Source organism: Acetobacter sp. JWB (assembly GCF_003323795.1).
Classification (GTDB): Bacteria; Pseudomonadota; Alphaproteobacteria; order Acetobacterales; family Acetobacteraceae; genus Acetobacter; species Acetobacter oryzifermentans.
This window is the reverse complement of record NZ_CP030871.1, coordinates 2,597,302-2,620,078: the sequence shown is the minus strand read 5'-3', so window position 1 is coordinate 2,620,078 and position 22,777 is coordinate 2,597,302. Positions and strand designations below refer to the sequence as shown.

At 52.0% G+C, this 22,777-nt stretch carries 21 protein-coding genes, 1 tRNA gene and 2 riboswitches; of the genes, 9 read left to right on the top strand and 13 right to left on the bottom strand.

The genetic code is table 11. The annotated features are described in order from the left end of the window. Nucleotides 1-85: 85 nt before the first annotated feature. Entirely contained in the window at nucleotides 86-622 is a 537-nt protein-coding gene (locus DS739_RS12380; RefSeq protein ID WP_006115440.1) for a DUF721 domain-containing protein, read from the bottom strand. Between the two features lie 10 nt (nucleotides 623-632). Here DS739_RS12380 and DS739_RS12375 point away from each other — a divergent pair, with 10 nt between their 5' ends. Both DS739_RS12375 and hemH read left to right on the top strand, forming a co-directional pair. After that, a complete protein-coding gene (locus DS739_RS12375; protein ID WP_035351836.1) occupies nucleotides 633-1,706 on the top strand; it encodes an A/G-specific adenine glycosylase in 1,074 nt (357 codons plus the stop codon). A 2-nt stretch (nucleotides 1,707-1,708) separates the two neighbouring features. Then, complete coding sequence (hemH, locus tag DS739_RS12370) at nucleotides 1,709-2,737, top strand: ferrochelatase (protein ID WP_006115438.1); 1,029 nt, start codon at nucleotides 1,709-1,711, stop codon at nucleotides 2,735-2,737. Nucleotides 2,738-2,780: 43 nt separating this feature from the next. On the opposite strand, the gene nth is transcribed toward hemH, so the two are convergent. Next, nucleotides 2,781-3,638 carry an endonuclease III gene (gene nth / locus DS739_RS12365; RefSeq protein ID WP_035351839.1) on the bottom strand — a complete coding sequence of 286 codons (858 nt, stop codon included), beginning with the start codon at nucleotides 3,636-3,638 and terminating at the stop codon, nucleotides 2,781-2,783. 67 nt (nucleotides 3,639-3,705) lie between these two features. Between nth and DS739_RS12360 the strand changes: the two genes are divergently transcribed. Next, a complete protein-coding gene (locus DS739_RS12360) occupies nucleotides 3,706-5,499 on the top strand; it encodes an ABC transporter ATP-binding protein (RefSeq protein WP_035351855.1) in 1,794 nt (597 codons plus the stop codon). 65 nt (nucleotides 5,500-5,564) lie between these two features. On the opposite strand, the gene DS739_RS12355 is transcribed toward DS739_RS12360, so the two are convergent. From DS739_RS12355 to gatC, 4 genes are all read right to left on the bottom strand, one after another. Further along, nucleotides 5,565-5,657: transfer RNA gene (locus tag DS739_RS12355), tRNA-Ser, on the bottom strand. A gap of 102 nt (nucleotides 5,658-5,759) precedes the next feature. Further along, nucleotides 5,760-7,214, bottom strand: coding sequence for an Asp-tRNA(Asn)/Glu-tRNA(Gln) amidotransferase subunit GatB (gene gatB / locus DS739_RS12350; RefSeq protein WP_006115435.1), 1,455 nt, complete (start codon nucleotides 7,212-7,214; stop codon nucleotides 5,760-5,762). Then, nucleotides 7,211-8,698, bottom strand: coding sequence for an Asp-tRNA(Asn)/Glu-tRNA(Gln) amidotransferase subunit GatA (gene gatA / locus DS739_RS12345; protein ID WP_006115434.1), 1,488 nt, complete (start codon nucleotides 8,696-8,698; stop codon nucleotides 7,211-7,213). The genes gatB and gatA overlap by 4 nt, the downstream gene beginning before the upstream one ends. Next, a complete protein-coding gene (gene gatC, locus DS739_RS12340; protein WP_035351843.1) occupies nucleotides 8,698-8,985 on the bottom strand; it encodes an Asp-tRNA(Asn)/Glu-tRNA(Gln) amidotransferase subunit GatC in 288 nt (95 codons plus the stop codon). Before gatC ends, gatA begins: the two co-directional genes overlap by 1 nt. A gap of 80 nt (nucleotides 8,986-9,065) precedes the next feature. On the opposite strand from gatC, the gene ruvX reads away from it, so the two are divergent. Next, entirely contained in the window at nucleotides 9,066-9,530 is a 465-nt protein-coding gene (gene ruvX / locus DS739_RS12335) for a Holliday junction resolvase RuvX (RefSeq protein WP_006115432.1), read from the top strand. Between the two features lie 3 nt (nucleotides 9,531-9,533). After that, nucleotides 9,534-10,190, top strand: a complete 657-nt coding sequence (locus DS739_RS12330; RefSeq protein ID WP_006115431.1) for an endoglucanase — start codon at nucleotides 9,534-9,536, stop codon at nucleotides 10,188-10,190. 365 nt (nucleotides 10,191-10,555) lie between these two features. Here the strand turns inward: DS739_RS12330 and gabT are convergent, their stop codons facing one another. Beyond that, complete coding sequence (gabT, locus tag DS739_RS12325) at nucleotides 10,556-11,842, bottom strand: 4-aminobutyrate--2-oxoglutarate transaminase (RefSeq protein ID WP_006115111.1); 1,287 nt, start codon at nucleotides 11,840-11,842, stop codon at nucleotides 10,556-10,558. A gap of 160 nt (nucleotides 11,843-12,002) precedes the next feature. Then, nucleotides 12,003-12,950 carry a LysR substrate-binding domain-containing protein gene (locus DS739_RS12320; RefSeq protein ID WP_035351858.1) on the bottom strand — a complete coding sequence of 316 codons (948 nt, stop codon included), beginning with the start codon at nucleotides 12,948-12,950 and terminating at the stop codon, nucleotides 12,003-12,005. A gap of 117 nt (nucleotides 12,951-13,067) precedes the next feature. Next, nucleotides 13,068-13,288: riboswitch (cobalamin riboswitch) on the top strand. 118 nt (nucleotides 13,289-13,406) lie between these two features. Between DS739_RS12320 and DS739_RS12315 the strand changes: the two genes are divergently transcribed. The 3 genes from DS739_RS12315 to DS739_RS12305 all read left to right on the top strand — a co-directional run bounded on the left by DS739_RS12315 (nucleotide 13,407) and on the right by DS739_RS12305 (nucleotide 16,122). Continuing rightward, nucleotides 13,407-14,999 carry a carbohydrate porin gene (locus tag DS739_RS12315; protein WP_006115109.1) on the top strand — a complete coding sequence of 531 codons (1,593 nt, stop codon included), beginning with the start codon at nucleotides 13,407-13,409 and terminating at the stop codon, nucleotides 14,997-14,999. A gap of 146 nt (nucleotides 15,000-15,145) precedes the next feature. Next, a complete protein-coding gene (locus DS739_RS12310; RefSeq protein WP_003627697.1) occupies nucleotides 15,146-15,364 on the top strand; it encodes a CbtB-domain containing protein in 219 nt (72 codons plus the stop codon). A 23-nt stretch (nucleotides 15,365-15,387) separates the two neighbouring features. Further along, a complete protein-coding gene (locus DS739_RS12305; protein WP_006115107.1) occupies nucleotides 15,388-16,122 on the top strand; it encodes a CbtA family protein in 735 nt (244 codons plus the stop codon). 186 nt (nucleotides 16,123-16,308) lie between these two features. Here the strand turns inward: DS739_RS12305 and DS739_RS12300 are convergent, their stop codons facing one another. The 4 genes from DS739_RS12300 to DS739_RS12285 form a co-directional block, all read right to left on the bottom strand. Beyond that, nucleotides 16,309-17,886 (bottom strand): carbohydrate porin, encoded by a 1,578-nt coding sequence (locus tag DS739_RS12300; protein WP_039891426.1) that lies wholly within the window; start codon nucleotides 17,884-17,886, stop codon nucleotides 16,309-16,311. Between the two features lie 164 nt (nucleotides 17,887-18,050). Beyond that, on the bottom strand, nucleotides 18,051-18,602 hold the full coding sequence (locus tag DS739_RS12295) for an iron transporter (protein ID WP_006115105.1): 552 nt from the start codon (nucleotides 18,600-18,602) through the stop codon (nucleotides 18,051-18,053). Nucleotides 18,603-18,635: 33 nt separating this feature from the next. Then, nucleotides 18,636-19,457: an FTR1 family protein gene (locus DS739_RS12290; RefSeq protein ID WP_006115104.1), complete on the bottom strand. Its 822-nt coding sequence runs from the start codon at nucleotides 19,455-19,457 to the stop codon at nucleotides 18,636-18,638. 3 nt (nucleotides 19,458-19,460) lie between these two features. After that, the gene (locus DS739_RS12285; protein WP_006115103.1) at nucleotides 19,461-19,820 is read right to left on the bottom strand and encodes a cupredoxin domain-containing protein; all 360 of its coding nucleotides are present in this window, start codon (nucleotides 19,818-19,820) and stop codon (nucleotides 19,461-19,463) included. Between the two features lie 74 nt (nucleotides 19,821-19,894). Here DS739_RS12285 and DS739_RS12280 point away from each other — a divergent pair, with 74 nt between their 5' ends. Continuing rightward, complete coding sequence (locus DS739_RS12280) at nucleotides 19,895-20,425, top strand: hypothetical protein (RefSeq protein WP_006115102.1); 531 nt, start codon at nucleotides 19,895-19,897, stop codon at nucleotides 20,423-20,425. Nucleotides 20,426-20,498: 73 nt separating this feature from the next. On the opposite strand, the gene thiC is transcribed toward DS739_RS12280, so the two are convergent. Beyond that, nucleotides 20,499-22,376, bottom strand: a complete 1,878-nt coding sequence (thiC, locus tag DS739_RS12275; RefSeq protein ID WP_006115101.1) for a phosphomethylpyrimidine synthase ThiC — start codon at nucleotides 22,374-22,376, stop codon at nucleotides 20,499-20,501. An 83-nt stretch (nucleotides 22,377-22,459) separates the two neighbouring features. After that, nucleotides 22,460-22,613: riboswitch (TPP riboswitch) on the bottom strand. Nucleotides 22,614-22,777: the final 164 nt, after the last annotated feature.

The following is a 22,777-nucleotide window of genomic DNA, read 5'->3' as shown; positions in this document are numbered from 1 at the left end:
AGGCAATAAGATTATGTCAATTTCAAGAACAGAAGCGTAAAATAACTTTTTTATTATAATATACTTGGGTAAATTTTTCTTTGTGTTACAGGCGTTTTTTGTTCTGACTTTTCAAAATATCTGCTCCCAAAGTTTCCAGGGCCTGCCGTAAAGGGCCTTCTTCCAGTTCAGGAAGTGTGCAGGTTACTGCGGATTTTTGAGGTTTTCGGCGTTGTGGACGGGAGCGGATGCCTGCGGTTGGGTCTTGCACAAAGCGCAAGCGGTTTACCAAAGGTTCTCCACACCATGTGTTGATGCGTGCAATCAACGTATCTCCCAAATGCTGAAGCTCCATGGCAACGGGGCCAGCGCACGCAATGGTTAAAGTGCCAGCAGAAAGGCGGCGCGGGCTTGTAACCGCCGCATGTGCCGGGCCCACAACATCTGGCCACTGGTTCATCAACATAGCGCCTGTGGGAGAGCGACGGCGAAAAGCCGGTGCCGTTACAGCCGGTAGAAGTGCTGCAAGGCTGCGTAGGTTTCTGGCGCGCGGCGGAGGTGCTGCTTCTGGTTTTTGAGGGGTACGGCGTGTGCTACGGCTTTTAGGTGTTACAGCCTTGCCGCCGTTGGCTTCCTTCTTCATAACTGCCTCCGTGACACATCCATCAGCCCACGCATTGCTTCATTGGTATGACCGACACCGCCGCACTTTGCCGTGGCGTGTTGTAGGCCAATCTCATCCAGATCCGTATCGGGTATGGCTGAGCGAGATCATGCTACAGCAGACCACTGTTAAAGCGGTTGCTCCATATTATCTACGCTTTACAGAAAAGTTTCCGACAGTGCAGGCCTTGGCAAGTGCTGATAGGGAAGATGTTTTGGCGGCGTGGGCCGGGCTGGGTTATTATTCCCGCGCTCGTAATCTGCATGCTTGTGCGCAGGCCGTGGTGGCTCTGGATGGGTTTCCGCAAGATGTTCAGGGTTTACGTGCCCTGCCAGGCATAGGCCCATATACAGCGGCTGCGGTGGCGGCCATTGCTTTTGGTGTGCCTGTGGTGCCTGTGGATGGCAATGTGGAGCGTGTAACCGCACGCTTATTTGCCATTACGGCCCCCTTGCCGCCAGCCCGTAAAAAGTTGGCACAACTGGCCATAACGTTAAATGCGGACCGTGAAGCACAGGAGCGGCCATCCGACTTTGCTCAGGCTTTGTTTGATTTAGGTTCTTCTCTTTGCTCCCCGCGGGCACCGGCCTGTGGGTTGTGCCCATGGCTAGGCGAATGTGCGGCCTATAAACAGGGTATTGCAGCCGAATTGCCGCGTAAGCTGCCTAAGGCAGAGCGCCCTGTACGTTTTGGCGCAGCTTTTCTTGCGCGAGATGCCGCAGGGCAAATTCTGCTGCGTAAACGAGCAGAGAAGGGGCTTTTGGCAGCCATGACAGAACTGCCCGGCACCGAATGGCGATTAAAAAACTGGAACGAAACAGAGATTCTGCAAGCAGCTCCATTTACGGCGGAGTGGACGTTAGCAGGTCGTGTTAAGCATGTGTTTACACATTTTACCTTATATCTGGATGTGTATGTGGCCCAGATAAAACACTTTTCCAATCAGGCTGTGAGTGATGGTTTTTTAGTGCCCATGGAATGTGTGAAAGATACAGCGTTACCTTCTATTATGCAGAAGTGCTTTGAAAAAGGTTTGAGCTGTTTGAAAGAAAAGAAGCTATAAGTATGGTTTTTCATCATATCCCGCCTCAGCCACAGCATGCACAGGCCGCTCCGCGCGTTGGTATTCTTCTGGTTAATCTGGGTACGCCGGATGATACAGGATATCGGGCCGTGCGCCGTTATCTTTCCGAGTTTCTATCCGATCGTCGGGTGATAGAAGGGCCTCCAGCGCTTTGGCAACCTATCTTGCAGGGGGTGGTACTTACAACGCGCCCACGTAGGAGCGGGAAGGCCTATGCGCGCATATGGAACACGCATAAAAATGAAAGCCCTTTACGCACTTATACGCGCCATCAGGCTGAAGCGCTGAACGAGCGGTTTGCGGCACAAAACGTGCCTGTTGCGTGGGGGATGCGTTATGGTGCGCCTTCCATTGCGGAAGCGGTGCAGGAATTACTTGAAAAAGGGTGTGACCGCATTTTGTGCATGCCGCTTTATCCGCAGTACAGTGCCACAACAACAGCAACTGCCAATGATCAGGTGTTTCGTACGCTTATGCGTTTGCGTAACCAACCTGCCATACGCACCCTTCCATCATTTCCAGATCAGCCAGCTTTTATTAAAGCCATTGCAGATTCTGTTCGTTTGGCAGAGGCAGAAGCCGATATTCCTTTTCAGATGGTTGTGGCGTCCTTTCATGGTTTGCCAGAAGAATATGTGCGCAAGGGGGATTCTTATCGGGCTGAATGTGAAAGAACTGTTGCAGCCTTACGCAAGGCTTTGGGGCGAGATGAAACCACCCTGCCCATGACATTCCAATCCCGATTTGGCCCAACCAAATGGCTGGAGCCTTATACGGCACCATTTATTGCCGGTTTGCCGGAAAAAGGCATTACCAGCATTGCTGTGGTAACGCCCTGTTTTATGGCGGATTGCTTGGAAACATTGGATGAAATCGGCAACGAAGTGCACGAAGAATTCATACAAGCTGGTGGTCAGGAGTTTACGCTGGTGCCGTGCCTGAATGATACGCCCGCCAGCATAGATTTGCTGGAGGATTTAGCGCGTCAGGAACTTGCTGGCTGGCTCTAAGGGTTTTTGCCACCGCGTTAGCGAGGCGCGGATCAGGGCTTTTTTATCCGGCTAAGGGTTTGGGTGCTTTTACACGTGGTGCTGGTGTTTTATCTGGAAACAGGCATGGAGTTTTAGCATTGCAGCGCCAGCATTCAGGTTTTCTGGCTTTGCAAACGTATCTTCCCTGAAGAATCATCCAGTGGTGAGAAGGCTGGATCATTTCCAGTGGAATGCGGGTTTCCAGAGCTTTTTCTACAGCTTCCACAGTTTTGCCTCGTCCCAGTCCAGATCTGTTGGCCAAACGGAAAACATGCGTATCCACTGGTACGGTAGGTTTATGGAACGCAACATTTAGCACAACGTTTGCTGTTTTGCGGCCTACACCAGCCAGCTTTTCCAACTCCTCCCGCGTACCGGGTAATTTCCCTTGATGATCTGCTACAAGTTGGCGGGAAAGTTCGACAACATTTTTGGCCTTGTTACGCCATAGCCCAATGGTGCGAATAAGTTTACCAACTTCTTCTTCCCCCAATTCCACCATGGCGGCTGGAGTAGGGGCGGCCTTAAACAAAGCGGGTGTCACGCGGTTGACGGAGGCATCTGTTGCCTGAGCCGAAAGCACTACGGCTACCAGCAGCGTAAAAGGTGTGGTGTAAAGCAGTTCCGTTTTAGCATCTGGCCATGCTTGGGAAAGATCTTTCAGAAAACTGTATATTTCCTGAGGTGTCATATCCCGTGGAGCAATAGCAGCAGGTCCACTGCTTTGATTTGCCGGAGCCTGTTTTTTGGCTGTTGTGCGTTTTTGCACACGCGGTTTATCAGTCGGTTTGCCTGAATTTACGGGCGCTGAAGTGGTGGATTTTTTAACCATAAGGCAGTGTAACGCGTCTGCCCGTCTGGCGTCCATGCTGATGCGTATTCCGGATTTGCAGGGCTTTATGTCTCAGGATACACAGCGCATCGGTTCCGTTTTTCAGGTTTTTATCATGTCACAAACTTCAGAAAGTCATGTCAAATCCGGACGTAAGGCATCGCTTTTTGTAGATGTGCTGAAGTTTGTGGTGCGGCGCTGGGTGGCTTTTCCGTTGCCCTTAACCATAACAGCCGGAAGTATTCTGGCAGCTACAGTGGCCGATGTGCTTATGCCTCTGGCTGCGGGACGTTTGGTGACGGATGTTTCCGCTCCGGCTGCGCAGGCAGGCAAAGTGCATGATGCCCTATGGATGCTTGCCGCTATGGCGGCATGTGGGTTCGGGAATGTGTTGTTAAAGCGATATGCTTATTTGGGCATCACGCATCTAACCACTCAGGTCATGCAGAAAATAGGTTCAGAAGCTTTTGCGCATGTACAAAAGCTTTCCGCAGAATGGCATGCCAATACGTTTGCCGGTTCCACGGTTCGGCGTTTAACGCGGGGTATGTGGGCTGTGGATATGCTGGATGATACACTGCTTCTAATGCTGATACCCGAAGCATGCCTGCTGGTGCTTACAACCTTGGTGTTGGGGTGGCATTGGCCCTTTATGGGGGTTATTCTGGGTGTGCTTTCTGTTTTGTTTGTTGCGCTTTCCTGCACCTTAACCCTGCGTTATGTGGCGCCATCTGCGCGGGTTGCCAATGCGTGGGATAGCCGCATGGGGGCTGCTCTGGCAGATGCCATCACCTGCAATGCAGTTGTTAAAACTTTTGGCGCAGAAAAGCGCGAAGAAAGCCGCCTACAAACACTTATTTCGCAATGGCGAAAGGCCACCATTTATACTTGGTCCAGAGGGACAGATAGCGCCAATATTCAGGCCGCAGTTGTTATGTGTATGCGGCTTGTTCTGGCAGGCGCAGCTGTTTGGTTGTGGTGGCAGGGGCGTGCTGGCCCAGGTGATGTTGCCTATGTGCTGACCATGACATTTTTGGTGCAAGGCTACCTGCGCGATATTGGGCAACAGGTTTCTGTGGTGCAGAGATCTGTCAATGAAATGGAAGAATTGCTTGCGTTGTGGCGTACGCCTGAGGCGGTGGCAGATCCCGCTTATCCGCTACCCTTGTTGGTGAGTGCGGGGGAAATCTGCTTTGAACATGTCTCATTCCAATATCCGGGGCAGGAGCGGGCACTTTTTGCGGATATTTCCGTTACAATTGCTGCTGGTAGTCGGGTTGGATTGGTAGGGCCTTCTGGATCGGGAAAATCAAGTTTCATTAAATTGTTACAGCGTTTTTATGTGCCACAGTCAGGCAGAATTTTAATTGATGGCATAGATATTGCGCGTGTGCGCCAGTCTGATTTGCGGGAAAAAATTGCTTTAGTGCCGCAGGAAGCTGTGTTGTTTCATCGGAGTTTGGCGGAAAATATTGCTTATGGTCGGCCAGATGCCACACCAGAGCAAATCGCGCAGGCTGCTCAATTAGCCAATGCCGCTGGTTTTATTGATAGGCTGCCAGAAGGATATCAAACGCTGGTGGGTGAGCGTGGCGTAAAGCTTTCAGGAGGAGAGCGCCAGCGCATTGCTATTGCCCGTGCCTTTTTGGCGGATGCCCCCATACTGGTGTTGGATGAAGCAACCGCCAGTTTGGATTCCGAATCGGAAGCGCTGGTGCAGGAAGCCATGGAACGCCTGATGAAAGGCCGCACCGTGTTGGTTGTGGCACACCGTCTTGCCACCGTTGTGGGGCTGGACCGGATTCTGGTTTTTGAGCACGGACAAATTGTAGAAGATGGCGCGCATGCTACGCTGATTCAGCAAAAAAATGGGCTGTATCGTCGCTTGTATGATTTGCAGTCCCTTTAAAAAGGGTAGTAGGGCAAAAAAGCCTGAAAATATGCAGATAAGGAGTTTATCGAGATTTCTATCTCTGGCGGAGGGGAAGGGATTCGAACCCTCGATACGACTTGACATCGTATAACGGTTTAGCAAACCGCCGCCTTCAGCCACTCGGCCACCCCTCCGCCGAAGAGTGCGAACATACACGACGTTTGCACCGCTGCTTTTAGGGGGTTCAACGCGTTCCGTCAAACCCCCTGAAAACTTATTTTTTCAAATTGTAGATTTTAGCCGTCTAACTGGGCTTTTAAGGCCGAATTGACCAAGGCAGGGTTCGCCTTACCTTTGGTTTCCTTCATGACCTGCCCCACAAAGAATCCAAACAGCTTGTCTTTGCCGCCACGGTATTCAGCCACCTTATCTGCATGCTTTTCCAAAATGGCAGCAATGGCGGAATCAATAACTCCTGTGTCGGTCACCTGCCGCAGGCCTTTGCGTTCCACAATGGCATCCGGGCTATCACCCGTTTCCACCATGTCTTCAAACACTTCCTTGGCAATCTTACCGTTAATGGTGCCATCCGCAATCAGATCAAGCATTTTGCCCAAGGAAGCTGCGCTAACAGGGCTGGTTTCAATGGTGTTGCTGGTGCGGTTAAGAGCCGCAAACAGATCACCAATCACCCAACTTGCCGCCAGCTTGCCATCGCGCCCTTTGGCCACGGTTTCGTAAAAATCAGCTACGGCCTGTTCTGCAACCAGCACGCCAGCATCGTAAGACGGAATGCCGTAGTCTTTCTGGAAGCGGGCACGCTTTGCGTCTGGCAGTTCCGGCAGCTTAGATTTCAGATCATCCACCCACGCCTGTTCCACTACCAATGGCAGCAGGTCAGGATCTGGGAAGTAGCGGTAATCATGCGCATCTTCCTTGGAGCGCATGGTGCGGGTTTCACCCCGGCCCGGATCAAACAGGCGTGTTTCCTGATCAACTTCTCCGCCGTTTTCCCAGATTTCAATCTGGCGGGTGGCTTCCACCTCAATGGCCTGCATGACAAAGCGGATGGAGTTGACGTTTTTGATCTCGCAGCGAGTGCGGAAAGGCTCGCCCGCTTTGCGCACGGAAACGTTTACGTCTGCACGCATGGAGCCTTCTTCCATGTTGCCATCACACGTGCCCAGATAGCGTAGAATCTGGCGTAGCTTACGCAGGTAAGCCCCGGCCTCTTCTGGTTCGCAAATATCGGGTTCGCTCACAATTTCCATCAGGGCTACGCCTGCACGGTTCAGATCCACAAAGGATTTTGAGGGGTCCTGATCATGCAGCAGCTTGCCAGCGTCTTGTTCCAGATGCAGGCGGGTAATGCCAATCTGGCGTGTTTCACCGCTCTGAAGTTCAATTTCGATAGAACCCGTGCCAATAATCGGGTGCTCGAACTGGCTGATCTGGTAACCCTGTGGCAGGTCGGCGTAAAAGTAGTTTTTACGGTCGAACCGGCTGAACAGGTTGATCTGGGCATTCAGCCCCAACCCGGTGCGGATGGCCTGCGCCACGCATTCCTTGTTGATAACAGGCAACATGCCGGGAAAGGCTGCGTCAACCAGGCTAACCTGAGTGTTCGGGTCTCCCCCAAATTTTGTAGAAGCACCAGAAAACAGCTTGGACTGGCTGATAACCTGTGCGTGCACTTCCAGCCCGACCACAATTTCCCACGGGCCGGTTTTACCTTCAATTACGTAGCTCATGCGCCTGCTCCCGCATGTACGGACGGAAGGTGCGTAAAGCCCGCCGCCGCTTCTAACGCGCCGCCAATAGACAGCACGGTTTCTTCATCAAAATGTTTACCAATCACCTGTAACCCTAGCGGCAGACCATTGCCATTAAGCCCCACCGGAACAGAAAGGGCAGGCACACCGGCCATGCTGGCGGGTACGGTAAAGATGTCGTTCAGATACATCTGCACCGGGTCATCCATGTTTTCACCCTGCGCAAAGGCAGCGGATGGCGCGGTAGGGGTAAGCAGCACATCTACGTTTTCAAACGCCTGTTCAAAATCGCGCTTGATAAGGGTGCGCACTTTCTGGGCTTTCAGATAGTAGGCATCGTAATAGCCAGCAGAAAGCACATAGGTGCCCATCAGGATACGGCTGCGCACTTCTGCCCCAAACCCTGCGGCGCGTGTGGCCTCATATACACCATCCAGTGTGGGGGCATCCTTACGAATGCCAAAGCGGATGCCATCATAACGCGCCAAGTTGGAGGAACATTCAGCCGGGGCAATAATGTAATATGTAGTCAGGCCGTATTTGGTGTGCGGAAGAGAAACGTCCACAATCTCGCAGCCTGCTTCTTTCAACCACGCAATGCCCTTTTCCCACATGGCCACAACTTCTGCAGGCAGGTTGGGAGAACGATATTCTGTGGGAATACCCACGCGCAGGCCTTTTACGCTTTTGCCAACAGCTTTGCTAAACGCGGGAACAGGGCGGTTGGAGCAGGTGCTGTCTTTTTCATCAAAGCCAGCCATGGCTTCCAGCATCAGCCCGGCATCTGCCACGCTGCGTGTCATAGGGCCAGCCTGATCAAGCGAGCTTGCAAAGGCAATGGTGCCCCAGCGGCTGCAACGGCCATAGGTCGGTTTAAGCCCCACAATACCACAATAAGCAGCAGGCTGACGGATGGAGCCACCTGTATCCGTGCCTGTAGCAGCAAGGCCCAGCCCAGCAGCAACAGCAGCAGAAGACCCACCGGAAGAGCCGCCCGGTACAAGTATAGCGGAGGGATCATCCTTGCGCTTCCACGGGCTTGCCACTGGCCCGAAAGCCGAGGTGATGTTGGCAGACCCCATGGCAAATTCATCAAGATTGGTTTTGCCGAGAAAGACCGCGCCAGCTTTTAGTAGGTTGGCCGTAACTGTGCTTTCATAAGGCGGCACAAAGTTTTCCAGCATTTTGCTGGCAGCCGTGGTGCGCACACCTTTGGTGCAGAACAGATCTTTTACACCAATGGGCAGGCCATCCATAAGCCCGGCAGTGCCTGCGGCATAGCGGGCATCTGCCGCATCTGCCGCAGCCAATACGGTTTCTTCAGGCAGCACGGTAATATAGGCGTTGAGCACCGGGTTGAGGCGGGCAATGGCGTCTAGTTGGGCTTTGGCCAGCTCCCGTGCAGAAAATTTGCGGGCGGCAAGCCCTTCACGCGCTTGGGTGAGCGTCAGTCCGGTTAGCATTATTCCACCACCTTGGGTACTGTATAGAAGGGGCCAGATGTTTCTGGCGCGCAGGCCAGCAGGGCATCACGGTAGTTGCCGTCTGTTACCTTATCTTCGCGCTGGCGCAGGGTTTCTGTTTCTGTCCCCACCATGGGGGGAACGCCTTCCACATCCACTTCGGCAAGCTGGTCAATCCAGCCCAGAATACCGTTCAGCTTCTGGCGTGCGGCTTCAAGCTCATGCTCTTCCAGCCCGATACGGGCCAGTTTGGCAATGCGGCGGGTGGTCGCAAGGTCTAGCGACATGAAAGCGGACCCCTCTTTTCTTGATCTCAATAGGAAGAAAGCACCTAGCATAATCGCGCGAAAGGCAACATACCGTCCGTATGACACTGCTTAGCCTGACAGACCTTGTTGCAACCCTGCCCAGACACGCACGCCTGCTAGGGATAGACCCCGGCAAAAAGCAGGTGGGGTTAGCGCTTTCCGATGTTTCCCGCATGGTGGCCTCACCCTTTCAAACAGTAAAGCGCGGAAAATTAGGGCAAATGGCCAGCTTTATTCGTGATCTTGCTACAGAACACGAAATTGGCGGCATGGTTGTGGGAATTCCCCTTTCTTTGGATGGGTCCTTTGGGCCAGCCGCACAGGCCAGCCGAGATTGGGCGCTTGCGCTTTCGGAGCAGACAGGTTTGCCCGTGTGCCAGTGGGATGAGCGTCTTTCCTCATCCGCAGTGAATCGTATGCTTATTGATGAAGCCGATCTTTCCCGTGCGCGGCGGGCAGAAATGGTGGATCGGCTGGCTGCGGCATATATATTGCAGGCTGCGCTGGATTCTTTGCCGCGTTAAAGTGTGTTGGGCGCTGCTGCCACGGATGTGGCGTACATTTGCCATAAAGCCTTTGAATACTTACCTTTAATGATAAGGTTTTCACTTAAGAGGATGTATTTCGTGTCTAATTATTCTTTTCGGACGGCCGCTACAACTCTGCTGGGTGCTGCCATGTTTGCTCTGAGCCTGCCTGGCGCTCACGCTGAAGAAGGTGTGCTGGGCCGCGCGTGGGATAACACCCGCGAAGGGACCGAGCATGCTTGGAACAAGACCAAGGAAGGTACGAACAAGGCTTGGGAAAAGACAAGCAACGGCACAGAAAAAGTGTGGGACAAAACCAAGGACGGTTCCCGCAAAGCTTGGGACAAGACCTCCGAGGGCAGTGAAAAGGCATGGGATAAGACCAAAGAAGGCACCCATAACGCGTGGGATAAAACCCACGAAGGAACCGAAAAAACTTGGGACAAGACCAAGGAAGGTTCTCATAAAGTTTGGAACAAGACGAGCGAAGGTACGGACAAGGTTTGGGACAAAACCAAGGATGGTTCTCGCAAAGCTTGGGACAAAACAAGTGAAGGGACAGAGCGCGTTTGGAACAAAACCAAGGAAGGCACAGAGAACGCTGCGCACGATGTTGGCCGGTGGGGCCAGAAGACGTTCTCTGACGATAAAAAATAACGCTGCATAACGGCACAAAAAAGCCCGCGCTACCTTTGATGGTAGGCGGGCTTTTTTGTTATTTTTGATGGAAACAGAAAGGCTTAATGTTTGATATGTGATGCTTTACGCATTTTTAAATTGAGTAAAGCTTGAAGTAATTTGCGAAAAGATTTTTGTATTTGCAGCCAATATGCACCAAATGCTGTCATTCTGGCCTCCTGTTTTTCTTAGTCATTATTTCTAAGAATAAGCAGGAATGATGGCCTGACTATGACATTACATTTAGGGTGACTCCTTATGAATGCTATAAATTGGTAACAGAACAAAAAAGGCGACCCGGGAAGGGCCGCCTTTTTGTTTGAAATACTGCAACAAAATGCAGATCAGGCTTTTGCGTCTTCCAGTAGAATCTGTTCGATAATATCCAGACCCTCATCAACCAGTTCATCAGATGCGGTCAGCGGTGTCAGAATACGGATTGTTGCGCCCTGCACACCACATGCCAGCAAAATCAGACCTTTTTCACAGGCGCGGGCACACAGTTTGGAACCAAAACCCTTGCGCTGTTCCACACCCGCATGGCGTTCCAGAATATCAAAAGCAACCATTGCGCCCAGCCCACGCGGCATGCTGATAGGCAGCATATCTGTGCGCTTATGCCAGCTTGCAATACGGGCCTTCAGGCGTTCACCCATGTTATTGGCACGGTCAAGCAGCTTTTCTTCCTCAATAATGTCCAGCACGGCCAAACCTGCTGCACAACCCAGAGGGGCACCTGCATATGTGCCGCCCAAACCGCCCGGAGGAACAGAATCCATCAGTTCTGCACGGCCAATCACACCGGAAAGTGGAAAACCACCTGCCAGAGATTTAGCAATGCACACCAGATCTGGTTCTACGCCGGAATGTTCAATTCCAAACAGCTTGCCAGTACGGGCAAAACCACTCTGCACTTCGTCGGCAATCAGTTTGATGCCGTGCTGGTCACAAATAGCGCGAAGCTGCTTGAGCAGTGCTGTAGGGGCAACCCGGAAGCCACCTTCCCCCTGCACGGGCTCAATAATAATAGCAGCTACATTGTTGGGGGAGATATCAGCCGCAAATAGGAAGTGCAGCATTTTCAAGCTGTCTTCCACCGTGATGTCATGATTATCGGGGAAGGGGATGTGGTACACTTCACCCGGTAGCGTGCCAAAAGGTGCTTTGTAAGGCAGTACTTTACCCGTAAGCGCAGAAGCTAACAGTGTGCGGCCATGGAAGCCACCGCAGAACGCAATGACACCGTTACGGCCCGTTGCAGCGCGAGCAATTTTTACGGCGTTTTCTGTTGCTTCTCCACCCGTGGTGAAGAAAATGGTTTTGGCATCGCCAGAAAATGGGGCGCGGGCGTTCAGCTTTTCGGCCAGCTCAATATAGGCTTCGTAAGCAGAAACCTGAAAAGCTGTGTGGGTAAAGCGATCTAGCTGCTTTTTAACAGCATCCATCACTTTTGGGTGGCGGTGGCCAACGTTCAGAACGGCAATGCCGCCTGCAAAATCAACATAGCGTTTGCCTTCCACATCCCATAGTTCAGCATTTTCTGCGCGATCTGCAAAAACGGGGGTGGAGGTGGCAACACCGCGTGGCACAGCATGGGTGCGGCGGTTCAGAAGGTCTTTATTCGTGGCCATTAATACGGGCTCCCGGGAACTATGTTGCGGGCAAAGTTATTTCTGTTCCGTAAAATGTTTCACACAGGAGGGGGAGGAGATTTTTTGTTGCCTCTGTGGTGATAAAAGGTCACCGCTCTTTCAGAGCACATATACCGTTCCGCACAATGCTTAGCTGCCATTAGGGCAGAGAGGGGGTGTTCTGTGTTTCCAGTTCCACCTGTTCCAAAAGCCAGTTTCGGAATGTGATGAGGGATTTTTTCTCCCACGTGGCTGTGGACGCGCGCAGAAGATAAGCCCCCAAAGCCACTTCTCGCAGTGGGGTTTGCGTTGGTTGCACCCGCACCAGATGGCCTGTTTCAAGATCATTCCCCAGCAGGAAAATATTGCCCAAAGCAATTCCTTCTCCCGCGCGGGCAGCAGCCAGTGTGATGTGGGCCTGCCAAAGGCGCGTTGCGGCAGGCAGTTTTGTGCAGGCAACATTCTGCGCATGAAACCAAAGTTTCCATTCGGCTTCATCTTCTTCTTGCAACAAGGGTGCGCGGAGTAAATCTGCTGTTGTGCGAGGCTGTCCTCCCAGTTCTGTCAGGCAGAGGGGGGCAGCTACCGGAAAAACATCAGGCCGGGCAATAATCATGCTGCGTGTGTTGCGGGGTTCTGCTAACGGCGCATCATCTCGCACATAGCCGATATGAGCATGATTATCTGTTTCCACGCCGGTAACATGGAACGCCGTGTTGGCATCTACCGGGCGTAGCATAATTTCTAGTTGAGGATGTGCGCGCCGAAAAGTGGAAAGCCGTGGTAGCAGCCAATGGTAAGCAAAACCATGCGCACAGGTAATGGTAAGGGGCGGCGTATGGTTGCGAATATCTGCCGTAGCTGTGGCCAGTTCTTCTAATAGTGGGGTTATGCGGGAATAATAGGTGTGGCCTGCTAATGTAAGGGTGCCTGTTTCCTTATCCCGCAAAGGGGTGCCCAGAATATTTTCCAGATCTCGAATATGGCGGCTGATGGCTGCGTGATCCACACGCAGCTCTGCTGCGGCGCGTCTAATTCCGCCTGTGCGTGCAAACGCCGTAAAGGCGTTGAGCATGGCAAGAGGTGGAATGCGGTATCGTTGGTCCATAAGCCGCCAGTCAGGGGTAAAGTGTGGAGGAACTGGTGGGTTAAAATGCGGCTGCTGGCAAGAGTTATCCATGCAATTCAGGCAAAGATTGAAATGTGAGGCAAAAATAAGGTAAGGGTTGCGCCATCTTGCAACGGTCCCGCGCAAGCGGGTTTGAAAGGGAATGCCGGAGGTTCTGTATCAGAACCAAGTCGGCAACTGCCCTCGCAACTGTAGGCGGAGAGCATATTACTCCTTGGTCGCTTTAAAGTGGCAGCCACTGATGGTAGCATCGGGAAGGCTGAGTAACGTGCGATGACCCGCAAGTCAGGAGACCTGCCGTTGTTGTCTTGTTTAACCGCCGGGCGAGGGAATCGGAGGTGGATAGTGTACTATGCTTACTCCTCTGCCTTTGGCAGGTTTTTCCGTTAATTCTTCCTGTTGTTTTGCCTTCACGCTGCACGGTGAAGCGTAACAATGCCTATCTTTACAAACAGAACTTGGAAGAAATTTCCGTATTCTCTGCATTGCTTGCTTCTGGCCGGAGGTGTGTTGGGCAACTTGCCTGCCTTAGCGCATGGTGAGGAGACGCAGATTGAGCAGGATCGTCGTCGGTTAGGCAATTCTGGGCCTTTGATTGAACAGATTGACCCGGCCACGGTGCGGGATTCCCAACGCGCATCCGAAGATGCGGCTGCCGAGAAAAAGGGCGATGACACACCCGACATGAGCGACCACCTGCTGGGCAACATGTGGGGCGCGCGAGACTGGATGGCCAAACACGGTATCAGCTTTGACATTCAGGAAATAGATGAGCTGTGGGGCAACGCCACGGGGGGCTCGGCCTCGGGGGCTGATGGCGCCAGTGGATCAGGCACCGGCCCTGCCTATGATGGGGTAACCATGCCTACCCTGACAGTGGATCTGGAAAAGCTGATCGGCCTGAAGGGCGGCACGTTCAATGTCAGCGCCCTTCAGTTGCGTGGACGCTCTATCTCGCAGGATCATCTGGCCAACTTCAACCCCGTCAGCGGGTTTGAGGCCGATCGTTCCACCCGTCTGTTCGAGCTGTGGTACCAACAGTCTTTTCTGGATGGCAAGCTGGACGTCAAGATCGGGCAGCAGGATCTGGATACCGAGTTCCTGATCAGTGATTACGGGGCGTTGTATCTGAACTCCAACTTCGGCTGGCCCATGGCGCCATCGGTCAACCTGTATGCGGGTGGGCCATCCTGGCCGCTCTCTTCCCCCGCCATCCGTATCCGTTACCGTCCAACAGATAAGTTCACCTTCATGTTTGCCGCAGCGGATGATAACCCGCCGGGCAACCGCAACAACTCCTTTGGTATTCAAAACGGGGGCAACAGCGCAGACCCCACCAACCAGAATACCCATGATGAGGATGGCGCCAACTTCAACATGGGCACTGGCGCCCTGCTGATTACCGAACTGCAATATGCCCTCAACCCCCAGCCTGATGACATGTCACATGTCACCAAGGATCCCGGCCTGCCAGGTATCTACAAATTGGGTGGGTATTACGATACCGCCAAGTTCCCTGATTATCGTTACAACAATCAGGGCAAGCCACTGGGGAGTGCGGCTGACACCACGGGCATTCCGCGGTGGGATCGGGGCAACTGGATGGTCTATGGCATTATTGACCAGATGATCTGGCGGCCCTCGCTCCAGTCTCCGCAGTCTGTGGGTGTCTTTGCACGCGCCACGGGTAATGGTGGGGATCGGAACATGATCAGCTTTGCCATTGATGCGGGTATCAACCTCAAGGCTCCGTTCAAGGGGCGTGACAATGATACGGTGGGTCTGGGCTGGGGCATTGGCCGGGCTTCTTCTGGCCAGCGGCGGTATGACCGTAACTCTGGTGCGCCTGTGCAGGGTAATGAAAACCATCTGGAACTCACCTATCAGGCGCAGGTCACGCCTTGGTGGGTCATGCAGCCAGACTTCCAGTATGTCTGGCACCCCTCTGGCGGTGTAACAGACTGGACAGGTAACCGCCTCGTCGGGAACGAAGCCATCTTCGGGCTCCACTCCAATATCACTTTCTAGGGGCGGGGGAGCAGCAGGCGTGTTCGGAATGCCCTTGCTGTTAGGCTTTGTCATTCTATGATGAGGGCCGACCAAACCATGACGTTCTGTTTCAAACTCTTTTGTGCCTGCTACGGTGGGCTCTGTTAAATAAAGGATACAACATCATGAACACATCTGTTCATACAGCTATGCCGGTTGCGGCAGCGGGCCAGAGCATTCCGGTTCGCGCCATTCTGCCTTGGGCTGTTTTCGGTCTGATTGTTTCTGCACTGCTGATCTACTTTGTGGGTGCAGAGCAGGGCGCTACTTCCCTAATTTCCGGGCATGCCGTGCATGAATTTGTGCATGATGGCCGCCACCTGCTTGGTTTCCCCTGCCACTAAGGCACTAAAAGAAAGTTTTACTCATGGTTGGTCGTCTTTTAGCCCGCGGCATGGTCGCGGGCATTCTGGCTGCATTGCTTTCTTTTGTATTTGCAAAATTTTTTGGTGAACCGCAGGTTGCTTTAGCTATTGCGTTTGAAGCTGCGCAGGATGCTGCCGCAGGTGCGGCGCCAGAACCTGAACTGGTAAGCCGTAGCGTGCAGGCATCTTGGGGGCTGCTTACTGCTGTACTCATGTATGGCGCAGCATATGGCGGTATTTTTGCTATTGTTTTCGCATTTGCGTACCAACGCCTTGCAGCATTAAGCCCACGCAGCATGGCTTTGTTGCTTGCCAGTGTTGGGTTTTTAACGTTTGTGTTGATACCAGATTTGAAATATCCGCCGAACCCACCCGCAGTTGGTCAGGAAGAAACCATTGGCCTGCGGACGGAAATGTATTTTGCAATGGTTGGCCTTTCCATTGCAATTTCCATGATTTCTCTGTTGGTAGGGCGGGCGCTTTCTAATGTTATAGGGTATTGGAACGCTGTGGTATGTAGTATTGTTCTTGGGCTTGCGCTTGTTGCCGCAGTGCAGTTTGGCCTGCCAGACATCAATGAAGTGCCAGATAATTTTCCCGCTATTGTGCTGTGGCGTTTTCGGGAAGCATCCATAGGGATGCAGATTGTTTTGTGGTCAGTTCTGGGGCTGGTTTTTGGTGCTCTGGCAGAAAAATGTCTGCCATCGTCCAATAGTGCAGTGCGCAAGACTGCTTGATTTTTTAGTGATCGGTGTGAATGGGTTTTGTGGGAAATAAAATTTTTCCACAAAACCTAATAAGGCAAACGATTTTTCTAAATATTCTCTGTGCATAATGCACATTAAAAAAGCATTTCCTGATGTTGTATTGTTCTGCGCCGTGATAACATTAACATACAGGAAATGCTTTTTTATTTATTGTCTTTAGAAAGTGATATTGGAGTGGAGCCCGAAGATAGCTTCGTTCCCGACGAGGCGGTTGCCTGTCCAGTCTGTCACACCACCAGAGGGGTGCCAGACATACTGGAAGTCTGGCTGCATGACCCACCAAGGCGTGACCTGCGCCTGATAGGTGAGTTCCAGATGGTTTTCATTACCCTGCACAGGCGCACCAGAGTTACGGTCATATCGCCGCTGGCCAGAAGAAGCCCGGCCAATGCCCCAGCCCAGACCCACCGTATCATTGTCACGCCCCTTGAACGGAGCCTTGAGGTTGATACCCGCATCAATGGCAAAGCTGATCATGTTCCGATCCCCACCATTACCCGTGGCGCGTGCAAAGACACCCACAGACTGCGGAGACTGGAGCGAGGGCCGCCAGATCATCTGGTCAATAATGCCATAGACCATCCAGTTGCCCCGATCCCACCGCGGAATGCCCGTGGTGTCAGCCGCACTCCCCAGTGGCTTGCCCTGATTGTTGTAACGATAATCAGGGAACTTGGCGGTATCGTAATACCCACCCAATTTGTAGATACCTGGCAGGCCGGGATCCTTGGTGACATGTGACATGTCATCAGGCTGGGGGTTGAGGGCATATTGCAGTTCGGTAATCAGCAGGGCGCCAGTGCCCATGTTGAAGTTGGCGCCATCCTCATCATGGGTATTCTGGTTGGTGGGGTCTGCGCTGTTGCCCCCGTTTTGAATACCAAAGGAGTTGTTGCGGTTGCCCGGCGGGTTATCATCCGCTGCGGCAAACATGAAGGTGAACTTATCTGTTGGACGGTAACGGATACGGATGGCGGGGGAAGAGAGCGGCCAGGATGGCCCACCCGCATACAGGTTGACCGATGGCGCCATGGGCCAGCCGAAGTTGGAGTTCAGATACAACGCCCCGTAATCACTGATCAGGAACTCGGTATCCAGATCCTGCTGCCCGATCTTGACGTCCAGCTTGCCATCCAGAAAAGACTGTTGGTACCACAGCTCGAACAGACGGGTGGAACGATCGGCCTCAAACCCGCTGACGGGGTTGAAGTTGGCCAGATGATCCTGCGAGATAGAGCGTCCACGCAACTGAAGGGCGCTGACATTGAACGTGCCGCCCTTCAGGCCGATCAGCTTTTCCAGATCCACTGTCAGGGTAGGCATGGTTACCCCATCATAGGCAGGGCCGGTGCCTGATCCATTGGCGCCATCAGCCCCCGAGGCCGAGCCCCCCGTGGCGTTGCCCCACAGCTCATCTATTTCCTGAATGTCAAAGCTGATACCGTGTTTGGCCATCCAGTCACGCGCGCCCCACATGTTACCCAGCAGGTGGTCGCTCATGTCGGGTGTGTCATCACCCTTTTTCTCGGCAGCCGCATCTTCGGATGCGCGTTGGGAATCCCGCACCGTGGCCGGGTCAATCTGTTCAATCAGAGGCCCTGAATTGCCTAACCGACGACGATCCTGCTCAATCTGCGTCTCCTCACCATGCGCTAAGACGGGAGTAGTCAGAATTGTCGCGTAAAGACAAAAAAACTTTAGAAATTTTCTATTTATTTTACGGGATTTTTGCATGGTTGTAAGCTGCTCTGGTAATTGGCGCGGATGATCTGCATTTAGCAACGGATAATCATTCTCAATTAGAGCGTATAAAAATGCAATTAGAATGCTGTCTTCATAAACGCAGGGCTGGAATGTAAAAAAGAGAGGGCAATGCCCTCTCTTTTAAAACATCATTATTACTTCTGTGGGTATTCAAAAGTGAATGATTCTGTAAAGGGCTGCCAAAAGCCCGGCGTGCCGGTTTCTTTATCTGTGTGATGAATAAACCCGTTGGCTTCCGGTGAGCTGTAGTTAAACACAACCGTGTAGCTGCCAGGGCCATCCATTTTAACATTGTTGGCGTAATGCGGGCCATCTTTTGCTGTCATGGGGTGCAGCGTGCCCTGATTTTTCCAGCTGGATCCTTTTTTGGTCAGGGTGTAATCTACCTTCAGGTAGGGAACCCAAGCACCATCAGGAAAGCCCCACTGGTTATCTGCCGTGGCATGTACATCGGTTTCCAGATGAATGGTATCTTTGCCCATCGCCATGTCAGATGTCATGGGCATCATGTCAATATCAAGCAGGTAGTTTGCTGCAATTTCCATGTCATGCGCATGCACGGGGCCACCCACTGGGTATTCGCGGGCTGCAGCCGGAAGAGCGATGGCAAGGGTAAGAACCGATGCCGCGGAAAGAATTGAAAGATAGGATTTCATATGTCTGCACCTCAAGTTTTTGTAAGGCACAGTGGCAGATATTTTCTGCGCACCTGTGACTGATTATGAAGCGCTGGATTGAGGACGTGTGCGAACAAAGCGTTCAGCAACAACCAGTCCGGCAAGTGTCAGCACCCATACAAGCAGCTGAATGCCCATTGGTCTATCTGTGTATCCAATCAGAACTTTGGCCGTGCGCCCAAGCATGCTGCCATCAGACAGCAGCCAAGATGTATCCCAGATATCGTAACCCATGGCGGGGATCAGATCATCATTCGCAAGGATGGCAGCAGCCTGACTGGCCATGCCAGCAGCCAGAAAGGAGACCAGAACATTCGTGACTGCAAAAAGATGTTTCAGAGGAATGATAATCAAACCTCTATAAAGAGCCCATGAAAGTGCAGCTCCCCCCAGAACGCCAAGGAGGCCGCCTGTAAACATGGGCACAAAACCGGTATGTGCGGAAACAGCAATACCATAAAGGAACAGCACAACTTCCATGCCCTCGCGCAGAACAGCTACTGCAACAACAGTAGCCAGAGCGAAAAGAGAGCGGCTTCCTTCTGATACTTCATTGCCAACACTACGCATTTCCTGAGCAAGCTCGCGGCCATGGCTGGCCATCCAGATAACATGCCATGAAAGCATAAGAACCGCGATGCACAGGATAACAGCAGAAAAAATATCCTGCCCGTTTCCTGAAAAAGCCTGAGAGAGTTCACCCGCAAACATGGCTACAATTGCTGCACCAACAACACCTGCGCCAATGCCTCCGGAAACCCACCATCCGCGCCCCGGAATGCCCCGTGTGGCTGCCAGCACAATGCCAACAATCAACCCGGCTTCCATAACCTCGCGAAAGACAATAATCAGGCTTCCAAGCATAATTTACTTCTTTTCTTCTGCTGTAACTGTACCCTTGGCCTCGTCTGGGTGGTAATCATCAAAAAAAGTATAGGTTCCAGGGTGAAGAGGCCCAGCATGCACTTTGATTGTTCCTTGTGGAACAACAATTTTTTCAAATTTCATATCGTAACTTTCGAGCTCATCAGTTGTTGTGTCCTGATTATTGAGTTCGATCATGAATCGCTCACCAGCAGGAACGGTGATATGATCAGGCTCAAAATGATGATCTTTGACAGTAAGCTGAAAAACTGTTTGAGAATGGGCCTGCTGAGGGAAACATATCCATGCACCTGCTAACAGAGGAATGGCTGCTACAAGCAGTTTCATTGTATGATACTCCATCAGTCATGCCGTTTGGATTAGTGCGAATCATTGTCAAAGTCAATCACACCAGATAACCCGCGAGCTTAACGCTTATGTCATCTCATCCCTTGGCGTTCCTGCGCCTGCCCAACTCCTTGCTTATGGCGTTAGATAGTCGGGCTTATCATTTCTGGTTCCAGCCAGTGCATTACCTTGCGAGAATTGTACATATTCTTACAATGGCAGCGTTTTTTGGTCTGGAATTTCTGTTTATTCTCGCTGTTATTCAAAATCTGGATCGGCCAACAGTGGTGCGCATTTCACGGTTTATGGTGAAGCCACTGCATATCAGTTATGCCTTGGCGATGATCTCTGGTTTCGCTTTGTTTTTTTATGATCCAGTGCATATCGGCAATCGGGCGTATCTTTCTCCTAAATTGATAGCATTGACCGTGGCGGGTGTTCTTGCATGGTTTGGGCATAAATCTATTTATTGGCCGGTGATGGCTGGTCGGGATAATGATCTGCCAAAATGGACAAAAGCGTTTTGTGTGGCGTCCTGCGTGGTATGGGCTGCTGTTATTGTATTTTCATGCCTGAACAGTGAAGGCGTGCCGAAAGTTTATTTGAGGCACTATTTCTAACAACGTGATTTTTGAGGGCATAAAAAAAGCCCCGGGCTATTGGCCCGGGGCTTTTTGGTATCAGTTTGGTAACTTACTCTGCTGGCACATAAACTTTGCCACCAGCTTGTCGGAATTCTTCTGTTTTCTGCTCCATGCCAGCAATGCGTATGGCGTCTTGCTTCAGATCCTGACTGATGCGCATTGAACAGAATTTAGGGCCGCACATTGAACAGAAATGTGCACTTTTATGTGCCTCCCGCGGCATGGTTTCATCATGATACGCGCAGGCTGTATCTGGGTCTAAAGAAAGATTGAACTGATCTTCCCACCTAAAGGAGAACCGCGCACGGCTAAGCGCATCATCCCGATATTTTGCGGATGGATGACCTTTTGCAAGATCAGCGGCATGCGCTGCAATACGGTAGGTGATCACACCTGTTTTTACGTCATTCCTGTCTGGTAGGCCCAGATGTTCCTTGGGTGTGACATAGCAGAGCATAGAGGTGCCAAACCATCCGATCATGGCTGCGCCAATGGCAGATGTAATGTGGTCATACCCCGGTGCAATGTCTGTGGTCAGCGGGCCAAGCGTATAGAAGGGGGCCTCCTTACATTCTTTAAGCTGCTTATCCATGTTGGCCTTGATCTTGTGCATGGGCACATGGCCTGGCCCTTCGATCATAACCTGACAGCCTTTTGCCCAAGCGATTTCTGTGAGTTCACCCAGGGTTTCCAGTTCGGCAAACTGTGCGGCATCATTAGCATCGGCAATGCTGCCTGGTCGTAGGCCGTCTCCTAAAGAGAAGGAAACATCATAGGCGCGCATGATGTCGCATATGTCTGCAAAGTGTTCGTAAAGGAAGCTTTCGCGGTGACCATTTAGGCACCAGCTTGCCATGATGGAGCCGCCGCGTGAAACAATGCCTGTAACGCGATGAGCTGTTAGCGGCACATGCTGCAACCGTACGCCCGCATGAATGGTAAAGTAATCTACACCCTGTTCTGCCTGTTCGATCAGAGTATCGCGAAAAACTTCCCAGTTCAGTTTGCTGACATCACCACCGACTTTTTCTAAAGCCTGATACAGTGGCACTGTGCCAATAGGTGTGGGCGCGTTACGTAAAATCCAGTCACGGATATTGTGGATGTTCCGGCCTGTGGAAAGGTCCATTACGGTATCCGCACCCCAGCGAATGGACCATACAAGCTTTTCAACTTCTTCTGCTGCTGATGACGTAATGGCGGAATTGCCGATATTGGCGTTAATTTTCACAAGGAAATTACGCCCGATAATAACGGGTTCCAACTCTGGATGGTTGATATTTGCCGGAATAATGGCTCGGCCGCGGGCAATTTCCTGCCGGACAAATTCAGGCGTAATGAATTCTGGAATACTGGCCCCAAAGGATTCGCCATCTTCCAGGCATTGTGCGGCATCATCCGCAGCTTTTTGCCGGCCCAGATTTTCGCGGTGGGCCACGTAAATCATTTCATCTGTAATAATGCCTGCTTTAGCGAACTCATATTGTGTAACAAGCTGGCCTTCTCGCCCCTTAAGCACGGTATGCGGAGCAGGGCAGGGGGCTACAAGATAGGTGCCTTCTGCATTGCCATTATCTTCTGGCTTAATGTCACGCGGTTTGATGTGCTCAAAACCGCGGGCAGTCAGCCACGGTGCCCGAATTTTGGGTAGCCCTTTGTTAACGTCAATTTCTACAGTGCTGTCTGTGTAGGGGCCGGAAGTATCATACACACGCACTGGGGGTTCGTTTGCAGAAGGTTCCAGCATGATTTCGCGGAACGGCACACGCATATCTGGCCGATCTGCGGGGCTAGAATACACTTTACATGAACCACGGATAGCACCGGTGGTGACATGCCCCGGAGCGGGTGCAGCCGTGTTGGCAGGTTTAGGGTTGCCCCCTACACTGGAAGGGGCCGCGTTTTGTTTGGAATCAACTGAAGACATAACGTCATCGTCTCCTCTGCCGAGGAGGACAGGTCTGAAGAGACTCCGCTTTTGTGGGCGGCTAGGTTCGGGAAGAACATATCTGTCTTTTCAGGCACCAGTCCCTCCGCCGGTATAAGCCGGATCAGGTTCCCCGCCAAAACATCATGTTCTGGCGGCAGGGTCGCCACGGTGCCCGAACGAATCGTGCAAAAAGTAGCCTCTCAGTTCCTTACCGGAACCCCCCTTGGTATCGGACAGCAGATAGCTTTAAGTGCAATTATGTCAAGAAAAATCAAAGGGAAACGAAAAACGTATGCGTGCGTTTTAGAAGGGTGAAATGCGTAAGGCATAAAAGCCTATTTGTGACATAATAAATAAAATTATGTCAGCTATGCAATAATTTTCTAATCGTGGCATAA

Bases quoted from the DNA above. Each gene is read 5' to 3' on its own strand.
- DS739_RS12380 (WP_006115440.1), bottom strand. From the start codon at position 622: ATGAAGAAGGAAGCCAACGGCGGCAAGGCTGTAACACCTAAAAGCCGT.
- hemH (WP_006115438.1), top strand. From the start codon at position 1,709: ATGGTTTTTCATCATATCCCGCCTCAGCCACAGCATGCACAGGCCGCT.
- DS739_RS12360 (WP_035351855.1), top strand. From the start codon at position 3,706: ATGTCACAAACTTCAGAAAGTCATGTCAAATCCGGACGTAAGGCATCG.
- gatB (WP_006115435.1), bottom strand. From the start codon at position 7,214: ATGAGCTACGTAATTGAAGGTAAAACCGGCCCGTGGGAAATTGTGGTC.
- gatA (WP_006115434.1), bottom strand. From the start codon at position 8,698: ATGCTAACCGGACTGACGCTCACCCAAGCGCGTGAAGGGCTTGCCGCC.
- gatC (WP_035351843.1), bottom strand. From the start codon at position 8,985: ATGTCGCTAGACCTTGCGACCACCCGCCGCATTGCCAAACTGGCCCGT.
- ruvX (WP_006115432.1), top strand. From the start codon at position 9,066: ATGACACTGCTTAGCCTGACAGACCTTGTTGCAACCCTGCCCAGACAC.
- gabT (WP_006115111.1), bottom strand. From the start codon at position 11,842: ATGGCCACGAATAAAGACCTTCTGAACCGCCGCACCCATGCTGTGCCA.
- DS739_RS12320 (WP_035351858.1), bottom strand. From the start codon at position 12,950: ATGGACCAACGATACCGCATTCCACCTCTTGCCATGCTCAACGCCTTT.
- DS739_RS12315 (WP_006115109.1), top strand. From the start codon at position 13,407: ATGCCTATCTTTACAAACAGAACTTGGAAGAAATTTCCGTATTCTCTG.
- DS739_RS12310 (WP_003627697.1), top strand. From the start codon at position 15,146: ATGAACACATCTGTTCATACAGCTATGCCGGTTGCGGCAGCGGGCCAG.
- DS739_RS12305 (WP_006115107.1), top strand. From the start codon at position 15,388: ATGGTTGGTCGTCTTTTAGCCCGCGGCATGGTCGCGGGCATTCTGGCT.
- DS739_RS12300 (WP_039891426.1), bottom strand. From the start codon at position 17,886: ATGCAAAAATCCCGTAAAATAAATAGAAAATTTCTAAAGTTTTTTTGT.
- DS739_RS12290 (WP_006115104.1), bottom strand. From the start codon at position 19,457: ATGCTTGGAAGCCTGATTATTGTCTTTCGCGAGGTTATGGAAGCCGGG.
- DS739_RS12285 (WP_006115103.1), bottom strand. From the start codon at position 19,820: ATGGAGTATCATACAATGAAACTGCTTGTAGCAGCCATTCCTCTGTTA.
- DS739_RS12280 (WP_006115102.1), top strand. From the start codon at position 19,895: ATGTCATCTCATCCCTTGGCGTTCCTGCGCCTGCCCAACTCCTTGCTT.
- thiC (WP_006115101.1), bottom strand. From the start codon at position 22,376: ATGTCTTCAGTTGATTCCAAACAAAACGCGGCCCCTTCCAGTGTAGGG.